This is a genomic window from Curvibacter sp. GW821-FHT09D12 (assembly GCF_059416245.1).
The window spans coordinates 15,438-31,162 of sequence record NZ_JBWKOU010000040.1 but is presented as its reverse complement, the minus strand read 5'-3'; the positions used below and the strand labels follow the sequence as shown (position 1 = coordinate 31,162).

Genomic DNA, 15,725 nt, shown 5'->3' with positions numbered 1-15,725 from the left:
GTGCTGTTCCTGGCCAGTGACGACGCCCGCTTTGTGACCGGGACCGAACTGGTGGTCGACGGCGGCATGACGGCTCGCTGCGACTGACCCCTGCATTGCCCCCGAAAAAGAGACAAAACGATATGTTCAAGAAAATGATGACCGTCACGGCGGTGCTGCTGGCCCTGACACCCCTGTGGCCAGCCCACGCCCAAAACAAGACCACCCGAATCGTGGTGTCGTTCACGGCCGGCGGACCGGTCGATGCCGTGGCCCGCACGATCTCCGAACGCCTGGGCAAAGAGCTGGGTCGAACCGTGCTGGTGGACAACAAGCCCGGTGCCAATGGCGCTATCGGTGCCACCGACGTGATGAAATCACCGGCCGATGGCAGCACGCTCTGGTTCACCAGCGTGGGGGCCGCCGCCATCAACGGCGGCCTGTATGAAAAGCTGCCCTACAACATGGCGCGTGACTTCACCCCCGTGTCGCTGGTGGCCAACAACGTCGAGCTGATGGTGACCTACGCGAACAACCCGGCCAAGGACGCCGCCGAATTCATCGCCAACAGCAAGCGTCAATCCAGCCCCACCCCATTCGCCTCGACCGGGACCGGCAGCATCCCGCACCTGGCCATCGAGCAGTTGGTGGATGCGACCGGCGCCAAGCTGCTTCACGTGCCCTACAAAGGGGCCGCGCCCGCCATCACCGACCTGATGGGCGCCCAGGTCAGCGGCCTGTTTGGCGACGTGACGGGACTGCTGCCGGCCATCAAGGGCGGCCGCCTCAAGCCCCTGGGGCTGGCGTCCAGCAAGCGGCACCCGGCCCTTCCCGATGTCAAGACATTGGAAGAGCAAGGCATCAAAGGCATCGACACCAACAATTGGTACGCCCTGTTTGCGCCAGCCAAGACCCCTCCCGAGGTGGTTGATGCGATCAACAAGGCCTTGCGAACCACCTTGGCAGACCCGGCCATCCGAGACAAGTTGCTGAAGGCCGGCACCGAGCCGGCACCCTCCACACCGCAGGAGCTGGCCGTCCTGCAGAAGAAAGACGCGGACAAATGGGCTGCGCTGATCAAGGCCAAGAACATCAAACCCGACTGACCGCTGCCAGACTGAAGGACACTGTCTCATGACCCACATTCGAGTTCCCCTGGTCACCCCCGGCACCCGCCCCGAGCTGGCCGAAGTCGAAGGCCGCATCCTGGCCGAGCGCGGACGCGTCTCCTTGCTGTACCAGGTCTTGCTCAACAGCGGACCCATCGCTTCAGGGTGGGAGCGCATGTTGACCGCCGTGCGCAATCAAACCAGCCTCCCCGCCGATCTGCGCGAGCTGATCATCCTGCGCGTGGCGGTCTTGAACCAGGCCACGTTTGAATTCGATGCCCACATTCCCCACGCCGAGAAGGCCGGCGTGAGCAGCGAGAAAATCGCGGCCACCCGCAGCCCTGTTCTGTCGGAGGTGTTCACCCCCCTGGAGCACCTGGTGCTGGAACTGGCCGACGCCATGACCCGCGACATCACCGTGCCGGACCCTCTGATGGCACGCATTCAGGCCCACTTCGACGCCCAGGGCACGGTGGAGCTGGTGGCCACTGTGGCGGCCTACAACATGGTCTCGCGCTTGTTGGTGGCCCTGAACGTCGAACACTGAAACCGGCAAAGGCCCTCCCATGTCACAGCTCTGGCTTGTCAAACGCCCCCACTCCAGTGAATGGCCGTCCCAAGGGCTTACAACGCCCATCGTGCGCGCCTGGAACGCCTTGGAACAGGATCTGAGCTACCGCTACCTGAATGAACTGCCGCAATGGGTACAGGAGGACACGAACAACCGCGTGTTCCCGCTGCACACCCTGCAAACACTGTCGGGCAGCGCTACCCAGCTAGTGGCAGGCTTTCACTACGTGGTGGAAACCGATGTGCTGCCCGACATGGAGGCCGAGTTCAATGCCTGGTATGAGCAGGAGCACCTGCCCGGCCTGGCCTCGGTACCCGGCACCGTCAGGGCCGTGCGCTATCGACAGGAGCCCGGACGGCCTCGCTACTTTGCCTGCTACGACCTGGTGCACGCCGAAGTGCTGGGCAGCCCGGCCTGGTTGAAGGTACGGGCCACCCCTTGGAGCGACCGGGTCCGGCCTGCATTCCGCAACACCCAAAGAACCCTGTTCAGGCGCGCACCCTGAGGGCTCAGCGAAGGGGCCGCCATGGCGCGGCGGGGCCTTCGTGGCAGGCCCGTCACCACTTGCCACATCGCCTTGGCATCGCGCCTGGGCACATGACAAAGAAGAGACATCCATGATCAATAAGATTGCGGCCTCCGTTGCCGAGGCCCTGAGTTCGGTCCAGGACGGTGCCACCGTTCTGATTGGCGGCTTCGGCACGGCCGGCATCCCCAACGAACTCATCGAGGGCCTGATCGAGCATGGCGCTCGTGAGCTCACCGTGGTCAACAACAACGCCGGCAACGGTGATGCAGGCCTCGCCGCGCTTCTCAGGACTGGACGCGTGCGCAAGATCATCTGCAGCTTTCCGCGCCAGGCCGACTCGTTTGTGTTCGATGAGCTCTACCGCAGTCGCAAGATCGAACTTGAGTTAGTGCCCCAAGGCAATCTGGCCGAGCGCCTGCGCGCCGCCGGTGCCGGCGTGGGCGCCTTCTTCACCCCCACCGGCTTCGGAACTGAACTGGCCCAAAACCCCGACGGCAGCCCCAAGGAGACCCGTGTGATCGACGGCAAGCCCTATGTGCTGGAGTACCCCATCCATGGCGATGTGGCCCTCATCAAGGCCGAGCGCGGGGACCGCTGGGGCAACCTCTGCTTCAGAAAGGCCGCACGCAACTTCGGCCCCGTGATGGCCACCGCCGCCCAGCGCACCGTGGCCACCGTGCACGAGATCGTCGAGCTGGGCCAGCTGGACCCCGAGGCCATCGTCACGCCCGGTATCTTCGTCTCGCACATCGTGAAGATCGAGCGCACCGCCACCCAGGCCGGTGGCTTCAAAGCCGCCCTTTGAACCCGAGGACATCCCCCATGAGCCCCTACACACGACGCAGCAAAGACGAGCTCGCCCGCCGCGTGGCGCAAGACATCTTCGACGGTGCCTATGTCAACCTGGGCATCGGCCAGCCCACCCTGGTGGCCAACCACCTGCCCGCCGGCATCGAGGTGGTGCTGCACAGCGAGAACGGCATCCTGGGCATGGGCCCGGCACCCGCCACCGGCCAGGAAGACTATGACCTGATCAATGCCGGCAAGCAACCCGTGACCCTGCTGCCGGGCGGCGCCTACTTCCACCACGCCGACAGCTTTGCCATGATGCGCGGCGGCCACCTCGACATCTGCGTGCTGGGGGCTTTTCAGGTTTCTGCCACTGGTGATCTGGCCAACTGGAGCACCGGCGAGGCCGGCACCATTCCGGCCGTAGGCGGGGCCATGGACCTGGCCGTGGGCGCCAAGCAGACCTGGGTGATGATGGACCTGCTGACCAAGCAGGGGACCAGCAAGATCGTGCCGGCCTGCACCTACCCGCTCACCGGCGTGGCCTGCGTGAAGCGCATCTACACCGACCTGGCCACGCTGGCCTGCACCGCCCAGGGGCTGAAGCTGATCGACATGGTGCCGAGCCTGGCGCACGCCGAGCTCGAGCGCCTGATCGGCCTGCCCATCCAGGCCTGATCGTCAAGCCACTGAACAAGGTACCCCATGACCCAAGCCTATATTTGCGATGCGATTCGCACCCCTTTCGGTCGCTACGGCGGCGCACTCAGCAGCGTGCGTGCTGATGATCTGGGAGCGATCCCGCTGCGCGCGCTGATGAGCAGAAACGAGACGGTGGATTGGTCGCGCATCGACGATGTGATCTTTGGATGTGCCAACCAAGCCGGCGAAGACAACCGCAACGTGGCGCGCATGTCCAGCCTGCTGGCCGGCCTACCGATGGCGGTGCCAGGGAGCACCATCAACCGCTTGTGCGGCTCAGGCCTGGATGCCGTCGGCACTGCGGCGCGCGCCATCAAGTCGGGCGAAGCCCAGATCATGATCGCGGGCGGCGTGGAGAGCATGAGCCGCGCGCCTTTTGTGATCCCCAAAGCCGAGTCAGCCTTCTCACGGGCCAACGCGGTCTATGACACCACGATCGGCTGGCGCTTCGTGAACAAGCTCATGAAGCAGCTGTACGGCGTGGACTCCATGCCGGAAACCGCCGAAAACGTGGCCACCGATTTCAAGATCGGCCGCGAAGCCCAGGACCAGATGGCCCTGAACAGCCAATTGCGCGCCGTGGCAGCCCAGCAAGCCGGATACCTGGCACGGGAGATCTGTCCGGTGCAAATCCCTCAGAAGAAGGGCGACCCCATCACCGTCGCGCTCGATGAACACCCTCGCTCGACCAGCTTGGAAGCACTGGCCCGACTCAAAGGAGTGGTTAGACCCGACGGCACCGTGACGGCCGGCAATGCGTCGGGGGTCAATGATGGGGCCTGCGCGCTGCTGCTAGCCAGTGAAGAGGGTATCAAGCTGCACGGTTTGACACCCAGGGCCAGGGTGGTCGGCATGGCCACGGCAGGCGTCGAACCACGCATCATGGGCTATGGCCCCACACCCGCCGTCCAGAAAGTGCTCGTGCAGACCAGTTTGATGCTGGACCAGATGGACGTCATTGAGCTCAATGAAGCCTTTGCGGCACAGGGTCTTGCTGTGTTGCGAGGGCTTGGTCTTAACGATGAGGATGTCCGCGTCAATGCGTGGGGCGGTGCGATTGCCTTAGGTCACCCCTTGGGGGCCTCCGGTGCGCGCCTGGTGACGACGGCCATCAACCGCCTGCATTTCACGGGCGGGCGGTATGCGCTCTGCACGATGTGCATCGGAGTTGGCCAAGGCATCGCCGTGGTGCTAGAGAGGCAATGAAAGTTCGTGGGTGGATCCGGTTCTTGTTTGAAACAGCCACACCTGCAAGAGAAATCTAAGGCCTGCTTAGACCGCAAGACTTCTCGCAAAACCCAAAAAAGAGCGCTCACCTAGAGCGCTCTTTTTTGTGTAGCAACAAGTCCAATTTAGGCCTAGGCCACGTTCGAATCTATAGGTCTTCTTTACCCGTTGAGTTCGAGTTTACGACTTTACAGTTACAAATGACCGACCCGCAAACCCGCATGAATGATGTAGGTCTGTTTACGACTTTATTTGCGTGTTTACGACTTTAATTACCAGAAATATCTCGAAATATTCGATTAGGTGGGGTGAAATTGACACTCTATCTTTCCTTGAATGGCGATGTCTAACGCAGTCTTTCGAGCAAAAAATTCGCTCCTCGATCGGTAGCATTCATAGGGAGTCCCCACCCAGATCATTCCTATGTCATCCTCGATCAACCGCGCAGTCGTCAAGAAACTCCTTCTGATCAGCGCAGTCTTCCTCCTCTCGGGGCAAGCTCAGGCTGAGCTTTGTTCCTCGAACCTCACCGTCGCAGAGGTGGCAAAAGCAGACGCCCTCCTTGCCACCAACCATCCCGTGAAGGCTTACGGGGCTATGGTTACTGCTTCTGACAAGGGTAGCGGTGGTGCATACACGTTCATGGGCAACATGTATGAGCAGGGGCGTGGGGTTAAACCTAGTCCCTTCATGACGCGACACATGTATTGGATGGGGGCACAGCACGGTGACCCCGAAGCAATGGTGCGGATCGCAGAAATATTCTACGGCAGAGGATTTCCGAAAGACGGCGATTTTTGGGCTAGGAATTCAATGGAGTGCGGTAACAACCGTGCTTTACTTCTTCTGATTCGTAGGAGTATTGATGCCGGAGAATCTACTCAGGCATTGGAACTCATTCACCAGGCCCGTGCTAAGTCCCTTACTGAAGCCACTTACCTACTAGCAGAGCAATATGATAAAGGTAATTTGGGACTTCAAAAGAATGTATTGGAGGCGTTCAAACTGTACTACCAAGCGGCAACAGAGGGTCATGCCGATGGAATGAATGCGGTTGCATACTATTTCTCGCAAGGAATTCACGGCGTAAAGGATGATCTCGCTGCTACGTATTGGTATCACAAGTCCGCAATTGCTGGTAATGCCGATGGTATGGTTGCTTATGCATGGCTTCTTGAGAATTCGCAAGGTTCTGGCAAAGATCTAGGTGAGGCTAAATATTTTTATAGTAAAGCAGCGAAGCTGGGCAATGCAAATGCTATTGCAATGCTTGCGAGAATGTCGAAAACAAATCCTAGTAATTGAATCGGGGTAAGCAAATATGAAAAAGTTATTCTTCCTTGTCCGCGATTTCGGTTTGGAAATTTCCCGATTGTTGCTGGCTACGGCAGTATTGGTATTTTTTGGGACAAGTTCGGCATTTGCCTTTAACATGTACCCGAATTCGACAATTTATGTTGACGTAGCGGCAGGGTTGACGGCAACTGTCATAGGCCAGGCTGAAACGTCATCCGCTGGTCCACTTGTTAACATCACCTCGCCGACTACTTTATCTGCTGGACAGCAGTTGACCATGAACGGGAGTTCCTACTATGCTGGTTCGTGGAATGTAGTAAATAATGGACCGGCAACTATGTGTGTTGCCTATGATGTTTCATCGGCTGACTGCTATTTTATTCTGGCGCCTGGTACGAGCACTGATATGTGGATCGGCGGCGGTGCCAATGTGACGCTATCTAAATATAGCCCTCCATCATGTGCTGCACAAAATCTCACATGGGGTGCAGGTAGTTTTTGCTCTGGGAGTGCAGCCACGACCAATAATGGAAGCTCAATCACTATCACAAACTCAAAACCAGGTGCATCTGGCTCTGCTACTGCAGTATGCAGTTCATCTGCTTGGTCTATAAGTTCGAGTTCGTGCTCCGTTTCTCTGGCTGCATCTGCGTCATTAACTGCTACAGCTGGCACGGCCAGCTATGCCATTAATACATCTTGGGGATCAGTTAGCGGTGCGAGCACCTATCGTCTTCAGTATCGAAAGCAGGGATCGTCTGTATGGACAGACGCATATGCTGGATCAGCAACGACATACAGCCTTAGTGGTTTGACTGATGAAAGCACATTCGAATTTCAGGTCCGTGCTGAAAACACCCTTGGATCATCTGCTTGGAGCACTGTGACAACGGGGTATATCCGTAAGCTCCTCGATCCAGCCTTTGTCTCTCAGTCCGGTATTCCCTCCAAGATCGGGGTTGGGCAGTCATTCACCTTCTCTCAGGTATGGACTAACAACGGAGCTGAGACTTGGACCGGAGGTGCGTATGGAACTGGCCCCTTCAACCCAGCGAACACCTCTGTTTGGGGGAGCGGCGTTGTAGCGTTTACCGGCTCTGTTGCCACTGACGGCAACGTCACGACTTCGATCACAGCTACAGCCCCCACAACACCTGGGACATATCCACTTCAACGTAGCATGCAAAAAGGCGGGACTGCCTATGGAACAGCCTCGACCGTTGCAAATGTGCAGGTGATTGGTTCGCCAACTTGCACCTCGGCATCTCCTGATGTAGCGACGACTTACAACACGAACGCTACTGTTACGGTCACGCTTCAAGGGGCTAGTTCGGTCGAATCGGCGTCCATCAAGGTGTGGGGTAGTATCGCGGGCGTTTCTAGCGCGCAGAATTATTCGATGACCCTCAGTGGTTCGACCTGGAGCGCCACATTTCCAATATCCAATCATTTGAGCAGCGGTGAAACTACAGTAAACATTCAGGCCTTTGTTGCCAATAGCCTGTTTACTACCCCTGCTTCCTGTGCGAGCAGCACTGTCACATTTCAGCAGTTACCCGTACCGGCCGTGACCATTACCCCTACGGTTGGCTCCTTCACGGCATCAGGTGCGCAGGGGCTCGTAGTTAATCGCTTGACTGGTGGATTTGCTAGTGCAAGTGTTGACCTCGGTGCATTCAACGCCTTGAAGGTCAAGATTGAAGTTTTGGATGCCGCCAGCAACGCGGTCGTGCCCGCGCTGCCAAGTATCAGCGCAGCCACGCCGACGAACCTGGCCATGTCAGCTTCAGCTATGGCTGGTGTGGCATCGGCCTGGCAGGCCACCCCTGCAACCATCCGAGTCAGCTATGCCGACAGTGGCGCAGCATCTCAGGGCAAGGTGGCCACGATCCCAATCGCATGGATGACAACGCCTGGTGCTTTGACCGTATCGGCACAGGGCACTGCTGGCATACCTGTGACGGTTGTTGGCAAGATTGGTGGCTATGACTCGAACGCGAGCGGCAACTTCACTGCGGGTCTGCGCAACGCCTCCGATGGGTCCACGGTTGCTGCATTGGTTTCGGTAGATTCAACAGGGGCTTGGTCCAATTCGGGTTTGGATTACCCGACGCTGTACAACGTGTCCCTGATTGCTGTTGCGAGGGCAGTGCCACCCGCTGGTGTTTCCCTTCTTGCTCCTTGGGAGTACCTCAGCTCGGCTTTCACACTGCCAGTGCAGGCCCCGACATCTGTTGATGCGACTGACGGCACCCGTGAAGACGACGTTCGTGTTACTTGGGTCGCGCCTGTTTCAACTCTCAAATATCGTGTTTTCCGTGACGCGACTGAAATCTCTGCAGCTGGTGGTCAATCCGCTTTGGAGTTCATTGATGTTCCCCCGCAACGTGGTGTGACCTACACCTACAGCGTGAAATCTGTCCTCAACTCCACCACCAGCGATAGTCAGGGTTCTGACACTGGGTTTGTGCCGGCATGTAGAGCTGCTCGCTTGATCGGCGCGTCGATGAACGCGGACATGTCAGCAATGAATGGGCTCATTGAGAAGATGGATTGTTTGCCCGGCGTGACAGGGACTGGCGCCGTCGATGCCGTAGCAGCCGCTGACCTCCCCATCCAGGGTACAACCGTCTACCGCAGCTTCTCCTTCCCTCTTGATGCCAACTTGGTTGACGGTGCTCACGTCTTCCATCTTGGCTTGATCTCGTCGGGTGTGGATCTGAATGCATCGCGTGTCTACGATCTCCCGTTCAATCTCAATAGGGCTTCCATCACGGTGAAGACCCTGACCATCCTTTACGACGGCTCACCAGCTGTGAACGGGCAAGACGCTACTTCCATTGGGCGCTTTGGTGTCCAGATGAATGGTGGTTCTGGGATCGGGTTCGCGGAAGAGGTCAAGTAAGCCATGCAGCGTGAATTCATGGAGTTAGGGCTGCGAAATTCACTTTTGCGGTTCGGGCTGACGGTCCTAGTCATGTTCGGTTGTGCAGTGGTGTTCCCCAGGCTTTCCTGTGCCGAACCCACTGACGCACAGATGGCCAGAAATCAGTTCGTTCAGTCGCTTCCTGTGTTGCCATGGGCGAGCGTGGACGAAACCATGTTCAGCGATGTCCAGGCGCCCATACAGGCGATGAAGAGTCAGTACGGCGGGGCTCTTTTGGTCAGTAGCGGTCCATCGGCCGAGACGGGGGGAACGTTCATCAACCTCTCATCGATCGCAAAGGGCGGCCTTTTGAACGAACCAGGACTTCAGTTCATCACCATGGACTTCAACGAGAGCCGTCGTTTGCAGATGGTGACGTTGAGATTCGATCGAGGATGGAATGACAAGAACATCGCCCCGCTCCTTGAGCGCATGGCGAGGCGGTATGGGAACTTGGCCACTCCAACCGTGCTTGGCGATCCGGAGAGTGAAGCCCGCGATCGCGTTGTTCTATTTGAGATTGGCAAGTTCGTGGTTGAGGTTCGACTCCCCCAGCACGGCACATACGTGTCCTCTACCTTCACGTCGAAAGCAATTCTGAAGCGACTGAGGTCGATTGACGGGACGCTGGAAATTTACAAAAACTATCTTGATCGATAGGCAACTAGGATGCTCAATTCGCTGTTTGTAGTTGAGTTGTATTTGTTGGTTGAAGAAGGCAATCTAATTGCATTTATAATTTGCAAATAATTGCAATCAATTGAGAAAGAATTGAGGCTTAAATGAAATTCAAGAAGTTGTCTTTTTGTGTTGCCATCCTGTTCGCAGCTGCTGCACATGCCACACCTGAAACCGATGCCTTGTCTGACCGCCTGACGAAATCCATGCCAGGTCTGAAGATCGAAGCCATCAGCCCTTCGCCAATTCCCGGTCTGTACGAGATCGTCTCAGGTGGCGATGTGGCCTATGTCACGGCTGATGGGGTCTACATGGTTCAAGGAACCCTTTTCAATGTTCCCGAGCGTCGGAACCTTTCTGAGAAGACCTTGGGGGTGGAGCGAGCCAAGGCGATGAAGAGCCTGGATCCCTCGACGCTCGTGATCTATCCAGCCAAGGGCAAGGAAAAGCATGTCATCACGGTGTTCACGGATCCGTCATGCCCTTACTGCCACAAGCTGCACTCGGACCTTGCTCAGCTCAATGACATGGGAATCACTGTGCGCTATGCGCTCTATGCGAGGTCTGGCACCGGCACACTGACTTCGCGCCAGCTCTCTGAAGTTCTCTGCGCCAACGACAAGAAGGCGGCGCTGGAACGCTTCTTTGCGAACTCACACCTCAACGCCACAGGCGCCGAATGCAAACAAGCTGCAGGCCTGGAGCGTATCAACAAGGCTGCCAACCAAGTTGGCCTCAAGGGTACCCCTCACATCGTGAGCGACAGCGGTTACTCGGCTTCTGGATACATGTCAGCTCCTGAATTGTTGCGCACCCTCCAGCAGGGATCTTGATACCTAGAGCCCCCCTCGCTTACTTGTCTGGGCGATCCAGGGTAGTGAGTTCAGGCCCCGATTCGGGGCCTTTTTCTTGCCTACGAAATCACTTTGCTCTGGTGAAATCGCAATGACTGCTCGGTATCGGTCAAATTCAGCTTTGTAGAAATGACAGATCTGTGCATTACGACCTCATTTCTTCTTTACAAATGAGTTTGGATGAACGCAGAATACTTAACTATGTGCCATACGCCAGCTAGCTTCGATGTTGCGTTCCAGATCCCACCAGGCCTGGGGTTTGCAGATCTGCGCCTGCGGCTGGAGGATGATGGTTTGATCTATTTCGACTGGTGCGCCATCGAGCGGCTTTGCGAGGCATCGAGTCTTGATCCTGATCTGTTCAAGCGGTTGCCCCTCGATCAGGTTGGTTTGCTCATTTCCACCTGGTATGCAGTCCATCTTCGAAATGGTGGGAAGCCAGATCCTGTCCAAGAGATGGCCATGGCCTGCTCTGACTCTGCCCATCTGGCCGCTGGCAAGTACATCCATCGCCCACGCATCGTCTAACACGTACAAAAGAAAAGCGCCCGGAGGGCGCTTGGTGCTCAGCTTTGGACCTGCCTATTTCTTGGTCAGCAGGGCTTTCCATTGGGCCTGAGTAGATGGCAAGGGGATGTTGAGTGTTCGGCCGTTTGCACCCTCATAGACCAGCGGCAGTGTGTCAATACGCGCCAGCAACGCCTGCGTGCTGTTGTTTTCCATCTTGAAGATTCCAGTGCCGAGGATTCGCTTGAGAGCGGCATCCTTACCCATGCTGTTGGGTTGAAGCCATCGGGCATCTCGGTACTTCTCGGAGAAATCAATCACTTTGGCCAGGCCAGTTCCTGAGTTCACCTCGTCGCCATACGCCATGGCCATAGCCGCTGTTGCAAACTCGTCGTCCCCCGCCGAAACCAGCACCAGGCGTATTGGCCTGACGCCGGCGCCGCTACTCTTCAAGGACTGGTGGAACCGGAGTAAGTTGAGGGTGCTCTCCCGCCCAGCTTGCTTGCCGAGGTCCACCACAAATGTGAGTGGTGAGCCAATGGTGCCGGCGACGTTGATGCTGTTCATGTCCTGTGGCCGCAGCGCCTTAGCCGGGTTATCAGCCAGCTCGCCCCGAACGTAGCGTTCGACATCGACGTTCACGTCGCGATTCGCCTTCATGTCGATCATCATCCCGACCATGAGGTAGCGCTTGGATTTGTCGGTGTAGAAAACGAACAGTTCCTGTTTGCCCTCGGGGTTGGCCTCGCTGATGGTGGTTGCTTCGACCACGTAGCCTTCAAGGCCAGGGAAAGGGGCTTCGACACGTCTGACGACTTTGGGGTTCTCTACTTTGAAGTCAGCCTCGGCGCCGAGCATGGATTTGAGACGGTCGCTATCGCGCAGCCAATCCGGAATTTCCTTGTTCTTGGGGTCGATGGGTGTCGCCTTGATGCTCACCTTTTCGTCTGCAGCTGCTGACGTGCTTGACGACACCTTGCTGGACTTCATGAAGTCCCCGATGGCTCCGGCATGGGCCGAAAAGGTTGCTAGGCAGGCTATAGCCATGGCCATGGCGGTGATCTTGTTAGAGCGCACTGGCTCCTCCTTGAATGTAGCGACTGACGATGCCATTGAGCAGAAGAAGAAACTGTTGTGGGTTGCCCTGGGCGCTGTCTGGGGTTGTGACATAGCGGCCCATGAGTGCGACCGAGGGTGTGGCTGTGAGCTTGTAGGTTTTCACCAACTTGGCGTGCTCGGGCACCCGCTTTTCGATTCCTTTGCCTTTGCCAGTGAGGAAGGCCTGGACGGCTTTGGGGTCCGCTCCCGCCTGGACAATGGTCTGGAGCACGCGCTCGAAGCTCAGTGATGCGGTTGGGGTCTGCCCCGTGTCGGGGTCTCCCTGCAACAGGCCATAGGTCAGGAAGTCATAGTTTTGCAGGACTTGTGGAGCTACGGCTTGGGCAATCAGTCTGCCCAGCACGGCTCCGAACTGGTTGTCGCTCGCACTCGTGAGCACCGGGGTGGCCTCAAAGATGAGAGGTTTGGGTAGGCTCGCCCCCCATTGGTGCATGCCATTGTGGTACTGGCGGCAAAACGGACACTCGTAGCTGAAGAGAAACCTCACGCGGTTGGTGTCTGCAGCGATAGGAGGGTTTAGAACCTCGTAGGCCTTGGCTTCGGCTCCAGCATTGGCCTGCGGGGCGGTGCCGGAAATTGGCTTTGTGGAGCTAGCGATCGCCAGTCCAGGGAGGGCCCCAAGGGTGGAAAGTCCCGCCAACATGGCCAGAAGGCTGCGGCGTTCGAAATCTGTTTGGTTTTTCATTTCTATCCCTCGAATGACATGTCGCCAGTGACCGCAACGGCTTCCTCAATGGAAGTCACTCCATTGAGAACGCAAAGCATCGCGTCATGGGCAAGTGTTCTGTACTGGTTCTGCAGGCGAGCTGCGCGCTCCAGGGCGCGGAGGTTGGCCTCTTCAACGGCGAGCTTGACCTCTGCAGTAGGCATGATCAGTTCGAAGACGGCAGTTCGACCAACCCAGCCTTTGCGACAGCTGTCACAGCCGTTTGGATTCCATTCGTAGATAGTGGATACGGCATCGATTTTTTCTTGAGGCACCTCCACTTTCAGCATCTGCTTGGCCACGTACTCATTCATGGGTTGAGGCACACGACAGAGCGGGCAGAGCCTTCGGACAAGGCGCTGGGCCATGTAGCCACCCATGGCCGCGGCCATGATGTTGGGGTCAGCGCCAATGTCCACCAGGCGGGTGAGGGTGAGAGGCGCCGAGTTGGTGTGCAAAGTGGAAAGCACCAGGTGCCCTGTCAGTGCGGCTTGGTTGGCCAGCTTCGCAGTTTCAGAGTCGCGGATCTCGCCGACGAGGATCACGTCCGGGTCTTGGCGGAGCATTGCCTTGAGGGCGAGAGAAAAGGGGAGCCGTGGGTTGGTCTGGGCCTGTGAAATGCCCGCAACCCGAAACTCGATGGGATCTTCTGCGGTGATGATCTTCCGCTCAGGGGTGTTGAGTTGCTGCAGGAGGCCGTACAGCGTGGTGGTCTTGCCAGAGCCAGTGGGGCCTGTGACCAGCAGCAGTCCCTGGGGCATGGCGATGATGTGGCGTAGGCAGGCCCTGATGTCTTCTGGCATCTCCAGATCGTCAAGCTTGAGAAGGTTGGAGGATTGATCCAGCAAGCGGCACACGATCGATTGGCCCTTGCCGAGAGGCAAGATGCTGACTCGCACATCAACATAACGGCCATCCACGTCGAAGCGGAATTTGCTGTCCAAAGGGGCTTGGCGTTCGATGGTGCCGAGCTTGGACTTGGTGCGAATTTTGGCGTCGATCTCTCTTGAGTCGGCGGGGCTTACGCGATGCATCACACGCAAGACGCCATCGAGTCGATACCGAACTGTGCAGCCGTCCTCCTCGTCGTCAAAGTGAACATCACTGACCCCTTGGCGGGCAGCAGTGCGGAAGAGGTCATTGAGGAAGTGGGCCGTTCTTTCGTCATTGCGGCCTGAAGAAATGAACTCAGTTGGCTCTTTTTCAACTTCACCACGTCCAGTTGCCAATGTGATGGTTTGAGCTTTGGATTGATGCATGAAATCTCAATTTTTCAGAAGACTAGATTGTCTCTTTTTGGATTGCATGGTGTCAATGAAATCCAAATTTCTAGAGGGTTGTTTATTTGCTATTAAAAACAAATCAAATGCAATTAAATTGCAATTCAATTGCAAATTCAATAAAATGAAAACTCCTTGGGAGCGAAGGAGCCACACCCGTTGCCTCCAAGGGGATTGCCCATCAAGGCCTAGGAGAAAAAATGTCCAACCTTCAGCTGAATGCTCAGGCGTCGCCAAGCGTTCTCACCAAAATTCTGGAACCTGCAGTGATCAGGCGTTTCGAGCGCGTGGCGCGGGTGAGCCGAAGCTGTGAGATCGCAGCAAGTCTGCAGGCGTCGCATCAATTCAGGGACGATGAAGCTCTTGGCGCTGTGCTGAGCGAATTGGTGGACCTCCTGGTCAAAGAGAAGGTTGCAGCCAAGATGGCTCACTTCCTCGATCAAGTGGACCAGTTGAACGATCAACGCGGCAGTGGGGTGCCTGTGGTCATGGGTAACCCGGCCAATGCTGCGCCGGCAAAAAGTGGTTTTGGGTCTAAGCTGGCCACCTTGCTTTTCCGGAGAGGTTGAATGGACAAGCTCTCTATGCGTACCGTTCCCCAGGGCGACGGGCAGTTTCTCGTTGAGTGGCGCTGGAATCGTGGCGGCCCAGTCTCAATCCTCGGTGGCGATTTCCGCGTATCGGTAGATCCTTGCCACACCAGTGATCGTGCTGCGCTTGCTGAGTTGCGGGCGATCTACCATCTGCTGGAAGTCCGCAATCTCCACAACGGCGCAAAGCGCCTTGGGCGTGGGGTGCGCATCAGCGTCTCGTCGGGTGCCATTCGAAAATCCCTGGCCAAGGGTGCAATCAAGTTGACCAACAAGGGGCGAAGCGAGAAGGCCGTTGTAGCGCAAGCGGCGGGCTTTCTAGCGACCAAGTATTTCGAGGCGGAAATCGAAGTGGGTCGCTGGCCTGGCGATGTGCCCAGAGAGGTCGAGCCGAGCTTGGAACTCGTTCAAGGCCCCGTGTTTGATCGGCCCAAACTTCATTGCGCGCTGCTTGACGAGGAGATCTCGATATCAAGTCATGCCATGCATCGACAAGTCGGCCGCATCGACCAGATGCGAGATCAGTACACCGAATCCGACCTGTCCGATGTGAGTGATGCTCGCTGGAGTGCTGCTTGGCACTGGTTTGACAAGGTTCTCGCTGGGGAACGCTTGATCAAAGGCGAACTGCTGCACAAGGTGAAGAACTACTTTGAAGGCCGCTACGGACGCGATTGCGTGTACCTGGTCTTTCAGGATTCGATTGTTGGCGCGGTCCTGGTTGTACGCAGGGACTCGCGCGGGCTAGTGGTGGCCACTGTTCTGCGCATTTCCCCATATCAGCCGGTAGTGAAGTTGGATGACTATGTGGTGGGTCAGCGACTCGTCCAAGCGCACAAGCATCTGGCCAGCAAGAAGTGACA

The 15,725-nt window shown here is 57.2% G+C and carries 17 protein-coding genes; 14 read left to right on the top strand and 3 right to left on the bottom strand.

Annotated features, from left to right (window positions below; all coding sequences use genetic code 11):
• The 12 genes from AC07PT_RS29630 to AC07PT_RS29575 form a co-directional block, all read left to right on the top strand.
• The coding region (locus tag AC07PT_RS29630; protein ID WP_494659087.1) for an SDR family oxidoreductase at positions 1-87 on the top strand (87 nt) is incomplete at its 5' end.
• Between the two features lie 35 nt (positions 88-122).
• Complete coding sequence (locus AC07PT_RS29625) at positions 123-1,085, top strand: Bug family tripartite tricarboxylate transporter substrate binding protein (protein ID WP_494659086.1); 963 nt, start codon at positions 123-125, stop codon at positions 1,083-1,085.
• Between the two features lie 28 nt (positions 1,086-1,113).
• Positions 1,114-1,635: a carboxymuconolactone decarboxylase family protein gene (locus tag AC07PT_RS29620; protein ID WP_494659085.1), complete on the top strand. Its 522-nt coding sequence runs from the start codon at positions 1,114-1,116 to the stop codon at positions 1,633-1,635.
• Positions 1,636-1,654: 19 nt separating this feature from the next.
• Complete coding sequence (locus AC07PT_RS29615; RefSeq protein ID WP_494659084.1) at positions 1,655-2,164, top strand: hypothetical protein; 510 nt, start codon at positions 1,655-1,657, stop codon at positions 2,162-2,164.
• A 112-nt stretch (positions 2,165-2,276) separates the two neighbouring features.
• Positions 2,277-2,993, top strand: a complete 717-nt coding sequence (locus AC07PT_RS29610) for a 3-oxoacid CoA-transferase subunit A (RefSeq protein WP_494659083.1) — start codon at positions 2,277-2,279, stop codon at positions 2,991-2,993.
• 17 nt (positions 2,994-3,010) lie between these two features.
• Positions 3,011-3,655, top strand: coding sequence for a 3-oxoacid CoA-transferase subunit B (locus tag AC07PT_RS29605; protein ID WP_494659082.1), 645 nt, complete (start codon positions 3,011-3,013; stop codon positions 3,653-3,655).
• A 27-nt stretch (positions 3,656-3,682) separates the two neighbouring features.
• Positions 3,683-4,885 (top strand): 3-oxoadipyl-CoA thiolase, encoded by a 1,203-nt coding sequence (gene pcaF, locus AC07PT_RS29600; protein ID WP_494659081.1) that lies wholly within the window; start codon positions 3,683-3,685, stop codon positions 4,883-4,885.
• A 444-nt stretch (positions 4,886-5,329) separates the two neighbouring features.
• The gene (locus tag AC07PT_RS29595) at positions 5,330-6,211 is read left to right on the top strand and encodes a tetratricopeptide repeat protein (RefSeq protein ID WP_494659080.1); all 882 of its coding nucleotides are present in this window, start codon (positions 5,330-5,332) and stop codon (positions 6,209-6,211) included.
• Between the two features lie 16 nt (positions 6,212-6,227).
• Positions 6,228-9,107, top strand: a complete 2,880-nt coding sequence (locus AC07PT_RS29590) for a fibronectin type III domain-containing protein (protein WP_494659079.1) — start codon at positions 6,228-6,230, stop codon at positions 9,105-9,107.
• A gap of 3 nt (positions 9,108-9,110) precedes the next feature.
• Positions 9,111-9,788 (top strand): hypothetical protein, encoded by a 678-nt coding sequence (locus AC07PT_RS29585; RefSeq protein ID WP_494659078.1) that lies wholly within the window; start codon positions 9,111-9,113, stop codon positions 9,786-9,788.
• Positions 9,789-9,910: 122 nt separating this feature from the next.
• Positions 9,911-10,639 (top strand): DsbC family protein, encoded by a 729-nt coding sequence (locus AC07PT_RS29580; protein ID WP_494659077.1) that lies wholly within the window; start codon positions 9,911-9,913, stop codon positions 10,637-10,639.
• A 201-nt stretch (positions 10,640-10,840) separates the two neighbouring features.
• Complete coding sequence (locus AC07PT_RS29575) at positions 10,841-11,188, top strand: hypothetical protein (protein WP_494659076.1); 348 nt, start codon at positions 10,841-10,843, stop codon at positions 11,186-11,188.
• Between the two features lie 54 nt (positions 11,189-11,242).
• On the opposite strand, the gene AC07PT_RS29570 is transcribed toward AC07PT_RS29575, so the two are convergent.
• Genes AC07PT_RS29570 through AC07PT_RS29560 form a run of 3 tightly spaced genes read right to left on the bottom strand, consistent with a single transcriptional unit; the run spans position 11,243 to position 14,251 of the window.
• Positions 11,243-12,244 (bottom strand): hypothetical protein, encoded by a 1,002-nt coding sequence (locus AC07PT_RS29570; protein ID WP_494659075.1) that lies wholly within the window; start codon positions 12,242-12,244, stop codon positions 11,243-11,245.
• Positions 12,234-12,971: a thioredoxin domain-containing protein gene (locus tag AC07PT_RS29565; RefSeq protein WP_494659074.1), complete on the bottom strand. Its 738-nt coding sequence runs from the start codon at positions 12,969-12,971 to the stop codon at positions 12,234-12,236. The genes AC07PT_RS29570 and AC07PT_RS29565 overlap by 11 nt, the downstream gene beginning before the upstream one ends.
• Positions 12,972-12,973: 2 nt before the next feature.
• Positions 12,974-14,251 (bottom strand): GspE/PulE family protein, encoded by a 1,278-nt coding sequence (locus AC07PT_RS29560; RefSeq protein ID WP_494659073.1) that lies wholly within the window; start codon positions 14,249-14,251, stop codon positions 12,974-12,976.
• Positions 14,252-14,472: 221 nt separating this feature from the next.
• Between AC07PT_RS29560 and AC07PT_RS29555 the strand changes: the two genes are divergently transcribed.
• Both AC07PT_RS29555 and AC07PT_RS29550 read left to right on the top strand, forming a co-directional pair.
• A complete protein-coding gene (locus AC07PT_RS29555; protein WP_494659072.1) occupies positions 14,473-14,841 on the top strand; it encodes a hypothetical protein in 369 nt (122 codons plus the stop codon).
• Complete coding sequence (locus AC07PT_RS29550) at positions 14,842-15,723, top strand: hypothetical protein (RefSeq protein WP_494659071.1); 882 nt, start codon at positions 14,842-14,844, stop codon at positions 15,721-15,723. It abuts the gene before it with no gap.
• Positions 15,724-15,725: the final 2 nt, after the last annotated feature.

Excerpts from the sequence above, each read along its gene's own strand:
- AC07PT_RS29625 (WP_494659086.1), top strand. The coding sequence starts at position 123 with ATGTTCAAGAAAATGATGACCGTCACGGCGGTGCTGCTGGCCCTGACA.
- AC07PT_RS29620 (WP_494659085.1), top strand. The coding sequence starts at position 1,114 with ATGACCCACATTCGAGTTCCCCTGGTCACCCCCGGCACCCGCCCCGAG.
- AC07PT_RS29615 (WP_494659084.1), top strand. The coding sequence starts at position 1,655 with ATGTCACAGCTCTGGCTTGTCAAACGCCCCCACTCCAGTGAATGGCCG.
- AC07PT_RS29610 (WP_494659083.1), top strand. The coding sequence starts at position 2,277 with ATGATCAATAAGATTGCGGCCTCCGTTGCCGAGGCCCTGAGTTCGGTC.
- AC07PT_RS29605 (WP_494659082.1), top strand. The coding sequence starts at position 3,011 with ATGAGCCCCTACACACGACGCAGCAAAGACGAGCTCGCCCGCCGCGTG.
- pcaF (WP_494659081.1), top strand. The coding sequence starts at position 3,683 with ATGACCCAAGCCTATATTTGCGATGCGATTCGCACCCCTTTCGGTCGC.
- AC07PT_RS29595 (WP_494659080.1), top strand. The coding sequence starts at position 5,330 with ATGTCATCCTCGATCAACCGCGCAGTCGTCAAGAAACTCCTTCTGATC.
- AC07PT_RS29590 (WP_494659079.1), top strand. The coding sequence starts at position 6,228 with ATGAAAAAGTTATTCTTCCTTGTCCGCGATTTCGGTTTGGAAATTTCC.
- AC07PT_RS29585 (WP_494659078.1), top strand. The coding sequence starts at position 9,111 with ATGCAGCGTGAATTCATGGAGTTAGGGCTGCGAAATTCACTTTTGCGG.
- AC07PT_RS29580 (WP_494659077.1), top strand. The coding sequence starts at position 9,911 with ATGAAATTCAAGAAGTTGTCTTTTTGTGTTGCCATCCTGTTCGCAGCT.
- AC07PT_RS29575 (WP_494659076.1), top strand. The coding sequence starts at position 10,841 with ATGAACGCAGAATACTTAACTATGTGCCATACGCCAGCTAGCTTCGAT.
- AC07PT_RS29565 (WP_494659074.1), bottom strand. The coding sequence starts at position 12,971 with ATGAAAAACCAAACAGATTTCGAACGCCGCAGCCTTCTGGCCATGTTG.
- AC07PT_RS29560 (WP_494659073.1), bottom strand. The coding sequence starts at position 14,251 with ATGCATCAATCCAAAGCTCAAACCATCACATTGGCAACTGGACGTGGT.
- AC07PT_RS29555 (WP_494659072.1), top strand. The coding sequence starts at position 14,473 with ATGTCCAACCTTCAGCTGAATGCTCAGGCGTCGCCAAGCGTTCTCACC.
- AC07PT_RS29550 (WP_494659071.1), top strand. The coding sequence starts at position 14,842 with ATGGACAAGCTCTCTATGCGTACCGTTCCCCAGGGCGACGGGCAGTTT.